Annotated in this window: 7 protein-coding genes; 6 read left to right on the top strand and 1 reads right to left on the bottom strand. The window is 48.2% G+C overall.

Annotated features, from left to right (window positions below; all coding sequences use genetic code 11):
• Positions 1 to 110: 110 nt before the first annotated feature.
• The 5 genes from HRH59_RS18150 to HRH59_RS18130 all read left to right on the top strand — a co-directional run bounded on the left by HRH59_RS18150 (position 111) and on the right by HRH59_RS18130 (position 3,428).
• A complete protein-coding gene (locus tag HRH59_RS18150; RefSeq protein WP_173502691.1) occupies positions 111 to 650 on the top strand; it encodes a DUF6990 domain-containing protein in 540 nt (179 codons plus the stop codon).
• 115 nt (positions 651 to 765) lie between these two features.
• Positions 766 to 1,218 carry a hypothetical protein gene (locus HRH59_RS18145; RefSeq protein WP_173502690.1) on the top strand — a complete coding sequence of 151 codons (453 nt, stop codon included), beginning with the start codon at positions 766 to 768 and terminating at the stop codon, positions 1,216 to 1,218.
• Positions 1,219 to 1,304: 86 nt separating this feature from the next.
• On the top strand, positions 1,305 to 2,036 hold the full coding sequence (locus tag HRH59_RS18140; protein WP_173502689.1) for a hypothetical protein: 732 nt from the start codon (positions 1,305 to 1,307) through the stop codon (positions 2,034 to 2,036).
• 126 nt (positions 2,037 to 2,162) lie between these two features.
• Positions 2,163 to 2,624 (top strand): DUF2846 domain-containing protein, encoded by a 462-nt coding sequence (locus HRH59_RS18135; RefSeq protein WP_173502688.1) that lies wholly within the window; start codon positions 2,163 to 2,165, stop codon positions 2,622 to 2,624.
• A 210-nt stretch (positions 2,625 to 2,834) separates the two neighbouring features.
• A complete protein-coding gene (locus HRH59_RS18130; protein WP_173502687.1) occupies positions 2,835 to 3,428 on the top strand; it encodes a hypothetical protein in 594 nt (197 codons plus the stop codon).
• 57 nt (positions 3,429 to 3,485) lie between these two features.
• Here HRH59_RS18130 and HRH59_RS18125 read toward each other — a convergent pair whose 3' ends face one another.
• On the bottom strand, positions 3,486 to 4,658 hold the full coding sequence (locus HRH59_RS18125) for a cystathionine beta-lyase (protein WP_173502686.1): 1,173 nt from the start codon (positions 4,656 to 4,658) through the stop codon (positions 3,486 to 3,488).
• Between the two features lie 213 nt (positions 4,659 to 4,871).
• On the opposite strand from HRH59_RS18125, the gene HRH59_RS18120 reads away from it, so the two are divergent.
• Positions 4,872 to 7,382, top strand: a complete 2,511-nt coding sequence (locus HRH59_RS18120) for a TonB-dependent receptor plug domain-containing protein (RefSeq protein WP_173502685.1) — start codon at positions 4,872 to 4,874, stop codon at positions 7,380 to 7,382.
• Positions 7,383 to 7,394: the final 12 nt, after the last annotated feature.

Below are 7,394 nucleotides of genomic sequence, written 5' to 3'. Positions count from 1 at the left end.
TCTAATTTACTGTCCGGAATTAGTTGACCACTACACTTGCAGGATCTTAAACACGCAACTCGCGGGTTTTGGTCCTTTGAATAAGCTGTTAGCCCTACTACGTAGATCATATGGAATTAGATAAATTTAAAGAGTTTTTAGAATCCAGAGGCTGGAACAAAAGTACCAATCAGGATGGAGAATCTGATTGGTGCTACAGCAATGATCGATTGATAATTCAAATATATGACGGTTTCTATAAGTCCAAGGATGGAGAGCTTATAGAGCTATCATGTTCTCTATCAAATCCGGATTTTTTGAATGCTGCAAAAATAATTTCTCAAGATAACCAAAATGGCTATCCCATAAAAATCACACACATTGAATTACCCTGGGGAAATAGTTGGGTTCCTTTTGCCGAATGCGAAAATAGAATTCTCGAGTGGGTATCAAATTTTGACCTTGATGCGGAATTGGATCGCTTTGAGGCTCTTCCTACTTCTGCTCTTGGCGCAGGACCAATTAAACACTTATCGGCGCTGGCAATTAGGCATAGATCATCACAGATCGAAGAATATATTAATTCATTTAGGGATGGTCGCAGGCTGGGGTTTGTAAATTACATAGATATAGGTTATTTACACCGAGCATATGAACTGGCAAAAGGCTAACAAACGGCTCATGTGCGACCTCCGTTCCGTCGGCCTTTTTTGTGGTGTTTACCACAAAAAATACCAACTGCACTCAGGCGCCATAGCCGAGCGTTATAACCTCTAAGGAAAATCTGTGAAGATTTTAGGAATTATTTTTTTAGCATTATTCGTGTCTACTGGATGCAAATCAATTTCAAAGGATGTCCGGCTTGTGACAGGCACTAATAAGGAAACCGCAAGTATACTGGTATACCGAGAAAAGGCATTTCAGGCTGGGGCAGTGAGTCTTTATGTCGGAAAAGATGACAAATATTTTATGGAACTTGGAAATGACGAGTACGGGCAGGTAGAAATTGATGCTGGTAAACACTTAATTCAAGCAAAGGCTAGTGGAAGCCCATCTTCGGCATTACAAATTGAATTAGCGAAAAATCAAACTGTTTGCTTGTTTAGTAAACCTAACCCTGAAATGTTGGGAGCAATGCTGATTCCATTAGTAGCGAATATGGTGCCTACGTTTGTGCTTGAGCAGGTAGATTGTCCAAGTGCAGAAAAACTGAAAGGATTCATGCGTGTTGGGTTATAACAAGCGCCTTAAACAACGCGCCAGCGGCCGCTGGACTCACAACAAGTTGCTCGCCGTTTAGGCGTGCGTTGGTCTATGGAGTATTTATGAGAAAAATCATTACCCTGACAGGATTAATGTTATTGGCGGGATGTGGTGTAACAGGGACAGCTCCAAAATCTGTATATCCTAAACTGACCAACGATATTGCCTTAACTAAAAGAGCGGAAACCTTAACAGTTACTACCGGAGTGAATGCCAGTGATAACGCGGCACACGGGGCCTTTAATTGGGGAGCGTTCTCAGATGAGGATGTCGCAGCCATTAAAGTTGCCGCTTTAGATGCAATAAACAATAATGCACCCGGCGCAAAAGACAGTTTCAATATTCATGTCAAGATACATAAATACGCTCAAGTTATAACCAACTCGAGCTATGCTAGTTTTGTTATTGTGGATTGGTGCATTGAAGATAACGGTGTGATTGTATCAGATGAAGTTTTCTACGCCGGACACAGTGATGAGTTGCATCTTTTAAAAGGTAAATCTCTCGGTTGGGCTAAAGGCATCACACATAATGCGGTTGTGAGTAGACTAATAAATAAAGCAATCACCTATTCAAGCAATAAAGCTATAACCAACGCTTATCCTGAAAATCATGTATTTGAGACAGCAGAACAAGCTGTAGCAGCGCTGCCTAAAAGCCTAACGTCCGTGGGCGCTTTCGGGGCTACAGGTGGTGGGTTCTACTACGTAGGCTCATCAACCGGGCAAACAGATTTTCAGGGCAAATCTGCCTATGAAAAGGTTGATTGGGCCAGGCAGCTAAAATTGCAGTAAAGCTTTATAACAAAAGCATTGTCGCCAGCAAAAGGCGCAGGCAGCTCCGCCAACCTTTGTGTAATGGCTCTTACAAAAGCGAATGCACGATTCGTTAGAGATAATTCTAAGTAAGGTATTGTATAAATGAAATTTGTTATCTGCTTACTGGCAGTTTTGCTTAGCTCTTGCGCATCAGCGCCCAAAGATGCAGCAACTTTTGATATGGTAGATATTCCTGAATCAGGAGCAGGTGAGAGTGTTTTCGTATTTTACCGAACTTACACTCCACCAGCTGCATATGACATGCGCATTAGTATAAATGACAAGCAAATTACTGCTTTGCCGAATAATACGTTCTCTTATGCACGGCTCACTCCAGGCAAGTTCAAATTGAAAATTAGCTGGCATCCTCTGTCGGGTATGTTTAGTAACGAGCAGGAGCTTGAGATAAAAGCTGGTGAAACATTTTTTTTGCAACTAAGCAGTAGTGTTTGGATGCCGATAGGCATCCAGTTAGGGTCGGACGAGCATGCCGCTCAAAATCAAAAGTCCGCTATAGAAATGCTAAGGAAGTGCTGTAAGTACGTCGCGTCAATTGAACTCTGACAATCTGCACCACATAAAGCATACCAACCCCGCCAAAATAATTTTATTACAGCTTAAGATAAATCATGACGCTTTATGTTAAAGCAGCGCTCTATCAGAGCAGAAGATTGCTGCCTACTTAACAGCTGAAACGCAATAACATATTACCCATTATTGAAAATAATGATGCCGGCGTGATGCTTTATACAAGCTCTTAAAACAGGATTAAAAATGAAATTCAGTATCTTGAAAGCCGTGTTTATTGTGGCTGCTACATCGTTTCTTGCCGCGTGTTCCTCAACCAACTACATGGTTCACCAAATAGACGCAGGCACAGAAGGCAATAAAGAGAAAATTTCACTTAAAGACAACAGTTTCCACCTGGTAAACGGCGGCGATGGCATAAAAACCACGCTTATATTATTACAAGAGAAACCAGCAGAAGGCAGCGGAGCGTCAGCACTTAACATTGCTAACGAGTACCTGGCTAAGCACACTCAGGCGATTGTTGCGGAAAAAGAGATACTAACTACCGAACAAGCGCTGGAAGCCGCCGTATCGAACAACAGTGGTTACTTAGTTTATTCACAAGTCGAAATTTGGACTGATCCGCTGGGAATTAATTGCACCAAGCACTACTACGACCAGGCGTCAGTGTTGTTGTCTATATATTCGCTAAGCGATAAATCACTGATAAGCACCTCACGCCTGTCGGCGAAAAGCTGCCCACACACTGTAAACGGTATTCCTGTTACTACCGGCTCGCCGGAAAAGCTTTTTGAAACCCTGTTCGACAAATGGTTTAACGAAAACTTTACCCTTTAATTATCCGCGCTAATAAGCTGGTCGCGTTAGCGACCGGCTGCTTGCGTAAGCACCGCCTTACCCTGCCTGATTAAACCGGCTAAACGCTGCCTCCAAATCAGCCAATAAATCCTCTACATCCTCCAGCCCGATATGCAAGCGGATTAATGGCCCGCTGTAAGGCCATGTTGTTGCCGTGCGCAGGTTCTGCACTTTCATGGTGGCGGTAATTAAGCTCTCATAACCGCCCCAGGAAAAGCCCATTTTAAAATGCGCCATGCCCTCAATAAAAGCTTCTACCTGCTGCTGGCTGCCTTGCTTTAACACAAAAGAGAACAGGCCGTTGCTACCGCTGAAATCACGCTGAAAAATGCTGTAACCAGGGTGTGATGGCAGTGCCGGGTGTAAAACACTTGCTACTTCCGGCCGCTGCGCCAGCCAGTTGGCTACCTTAAGCGCGCTTTGCTCATGCTGTTTTAACCGCACTGATAAGGTGCGTAAACCGCGCAGTGCGGTGTAGGCGTCATCGGCTGAGGCACAATAGCCCATTAAGTAACTGTGCTCGCGCAATTGCGGCCAGTGTTGCTCGTTAGCGCTGGCGGTGCCCAGCATCACGTCAGAATGGCCAACAATGTATTTAGTGGCCGACTGCACCGACACATCTACCCCCAACTCAAACGGCCGGCACAAAATGGGCGAAGCCCAGGTGTTATCCAAAATGGTAACGATATTGTGCTGCCTGGCAACGGCGGTAATGGCCGGAATGTCCTGCATTTCAAAGGTCAGCGAACCCGGTGATTCAAGAAAAATCACCCTGGTATTGGGCTTGATAAGCCCGGCAACAGCAGCGCCGATTTGTGGATCATAGTAGGTTGTTTCTATCCCCAAACCAGCCAACAGCTTATCGCACAGCGCACGGGTGGGCTCGTAGGCGCTGTCGACCATCAATAAGTGATCACCGCTTTTTAAAAACGCCAGCAAGGCGCCGCTTACCGCGGCAGCACCACAGGGATACAGTGCACAACCGCTACCCCCTTCCAGCTCGCAAATAGCTTCCTGCAAGGCAAAATGGGTTTCGGTGCCGCGGCGGCCGTAAAACGGCACGCGGTTACCACGTTGTTGCGTGGCATGCTTTAATTCGGCAAAGGTATCAAACACTATGGTAGACGCCCGCACTACCGGTGGGTTAACGACATTGCCGGTATAATTTTTACTGCGGCCGGCGTGAATAAGCCGGGTATCTTTTTTCATTTGCTGCCCTTACTGAGTAAACCACTACGACTTAAGTTGGGTATATAAGACATCCGGATGTCTATACTATAACCGTATAGTGCCACAATGTTAAACGCTTGTCGTCGGCTGCAGTATCTGCCTGAAGCGTACAAACCCCCTGGCCGCCGTAACCCCCGTTTGACAAAGGGTAGCGCGCGAACCAGGCTTTACGCAACAACAAGGAGACAACAGATGCGCAACTTTAACCTTACACCCTTAACGCTGGCCATCGCCGCTGTTTTTATCAGCCCCGGCTTATCCGCGCAGCAAACCAGCGCAGATACCGCTGCTGACGATGCCAAAATAGAACAAATCGTCGTTACCGGCACCCGGGTTGCCGGCCGCTCGGTGTCCGATACCGCAGTGCCTATTGATATTGTTGGCGCAGCCGCGCTGGAACGTTCCGGCAATACCGAGCTGAACCAGGCGTTGTCTATTGCACTGCCGTCTTTTAACTTCCCGCGGCCGGGTCTGGCCGATGGTACCGATACTATCCGGCCGGCTACTTTGCGCGGCTTAAGCCCGGATCAGTCGCTGATATTAGTTAATTCAAAACGCCGCCATTCTGCTTCTTTAGTTAACGTAAACGGCACTGTCGGTCGCGGCGCCTCGGCGGTCGATTTAAATACCATTCCGATGGCGGCGGTAAATGCCATTGAAGTACTGCGCGACGGCGCCTCGGCACAATATGGCTCTGATGCTATTGCCGGCGTATTAAATGTGCGCCTGCGCGAAGCCAGCGAAGGCGGCAGCTTTACCGCTTCTTATGCTTATCGCGACAGCAATTACACCACCCCCACCACGCCACCACCGGCCGGCGCCACCTGGAGCGCACCGGGCCGGATTGAACGCGCAGTTAGTGACGGCGAAACCGTTAATTTTGCCGGTTGGAAAGGTTTTGCGCTGGGTAATGCTGGTTATGTCACGGTATCGGCAGAGTACAAAGATGCCGAACGCACCGAACGTGGCGGTTATGATTTTCGCCAGCAATATCCGCTAGTGGATGGCGAATTTGACCCGCGCGAGCAAACCATTAACCGCTTTAACGCCTGGTACGGCGAGCCGGAAATGCAGCAGTTTACCGTATTTGTTAACGCTGGTTTAGATGTCGGCCCGGGTAAACTGTACAGCTGGCTGAGTTATCAGGACCGGGCAGCAAAGTCCGGCGGCTTTTACCGCCGTGCGCTGGATGACCGCAATGTTATTGAAGTACACCCCGATGGCTTTTTGCCGATTATTGCGCCGGATGTTACTGATACAAGCTCAGCAATCGGTTATGAGTGGGACAGCGGCGAATGGAGCTTTGATGCGTCTGTGGTGTATGGCTTTAACGAAATGGAATTTACCATTGAAAATACCGTGAACCGCTCAATTGGCCCGGCCAGCAAAACAGTATTTGATGCCGGTGGTTTTAACTATGACCAGATTGTCGGTAACTTTTCAGCGGTGACCTCTTTTGATGTTGCGGCGCTGGCCTCCCCGGTTAACATTGCCAGCGGCGTAGAGCTACGCCGTGAAAGCTATACCATTTTTGCCGGTGAGCCCGACTCTTACCGTAATGGCGGCGTGTTGTTGGCCAATGGCAATCCAACCCAATCCGGCGCCCAGGTTTTTCCGGGCTTCCGCCCTTCCAACCAGGCCAATGAAAGCCGGCATTCTGTCGGCGTATTTGTTGATCTGGAAGCTAATCTGACCGACAACGTGCTGGGCTCGGTCGCGCTGCGGGCCGAGGATTATTCCGACTTTGGCAGCAACCTTACCGGTAAACTGGCACTGCGTTATGATATCAGCGACAGTTTTGCCCTGCGCGGTTCGTTGCAAAACGGTTTTCGCGCGCCGTCGTTACAGCAGCAATACTTTACTACTACCTCGACCAACTTCGTTGGCGGTGTACCCTTTGATATAACCACCTTCCCGGTAGAAGACCCGGTGGCGATAGCACTGGGCGCTAAACCGCTGGATGCGGAAGAATCCGTAAACCTGTCACTGGGCGCGGTAATGCGCTTTGGTACAGTGTCGGTTACGCTGGACGGCTATCAAATTAATATTGATGACCGTATCGTGTTGTCAGAGAACCTCGGCACCAGCGCCAGCCAGGCTAACGTGGGCGAATATCTGGCGCAGCAAGGTTTTATTGGTGTTGCCGGCGGCCGTTTCTTTATTAACGGTGTTGATACCGAAACTAAAGGTGTAGATTTAGTGGTGAACTGGTCACTGCCTACCGATGCTATCGGCGATTTTGACCTGACCTTTGTTGCCAACTATAACGAAACCGAAGTCACCAGGGTACCGCAAACTGCCGAATTAGCCGCACTTGACCCGGCGCCAACGCTGTTTGGCCGGCTTAATATTTTGGCTTTGGAAAAAGGCACGCCAAAAGATAAGCTGGGCGCCATCGTAAACTGGAATCTGGAGCGCGTCAGTGCAACCTTGCGGGCTACCCGTTATGGTGATGTGTTAACGCCGGACAATAATCCCGACCGCGACTTTACCTTAGACGCCAAAACCCTGGTGGATATTGAAGGCCGCGTTGATGTTACCGACAATTGGCGCTTAGCGCTGGGTATGGATAATATCTTTGATCAATACCCGCAAGCCTTTCCGATAGCGCTAAACTCTACCGGCAATACGCCGTTTTCCAACTATTCACCCTATGGCCGTTCCGGCCGGCTGATATACGCTAAGGTAACGTATAATTTCTGAGTAACAGGCGCC

Source organism: Rheinheimera lutimaris (assembly GCF_013283795.1).
Classification (GTDB): Bacteria; Pseudomonadota; Gammaproteobacteria; order Enterobacterales; family Alteromonadaceae; genus Alishewanella; species Alishewanella lutimaris.
Note: the sequence above shows the minus strand (reverse complement) of the source record. Positions and strands in the feature narration are given on the sequence as shown.

What these genes read in the sequence shown, in the direction of transcription:
- HRH59_RS18150 (WP_173502691.1), top strand. Translation starts at nt 111, where the DNA reads ATGGAATTAGATAAATTTAAAGAGTTTTTAGAATCCAGAGGCTGGAAC.
- HRH59_RS18140 (WP_173502689.1), top strand. Translation starts at nt 1,305, where the DNA reads ATGAGAAAAATCATTACCCTGACAGGATTAATGTTATTGGCGGGATGT.
- HRH59_RS18135 (WP_173502688.1), top strand. Translation starts at nt 2,163, where the DNA reads ATGAAATTTGTTATCTGCTTACTGGCAGTTTTGCTTAGCTCTTGCGCA.
- HRH59_RS18130 (WP_173502687.1), top strand. Translation starts at nt 2,835, where the DNA reads ATGAAATTCAGTATCTTGAAAGCCGTGTTTATTGTGGCTGCTACATCG.
- HRH59_RS18125 (WP_173502686.1), bottom strand. Translation starts at nt 4,658, where the DNA reads ATGAAAAAAGATACCCGGCTTATTCACGCCGGCCGCAGTAAAAATTAT.
- HRH59_RS18120 (WP_173502685.1), top strand. Translation starts at nt 4,872, where the DNA reads ATGCGCAACTTTAACCTTACACCCTTAACGCTGGCCATCGCCGCTGTT.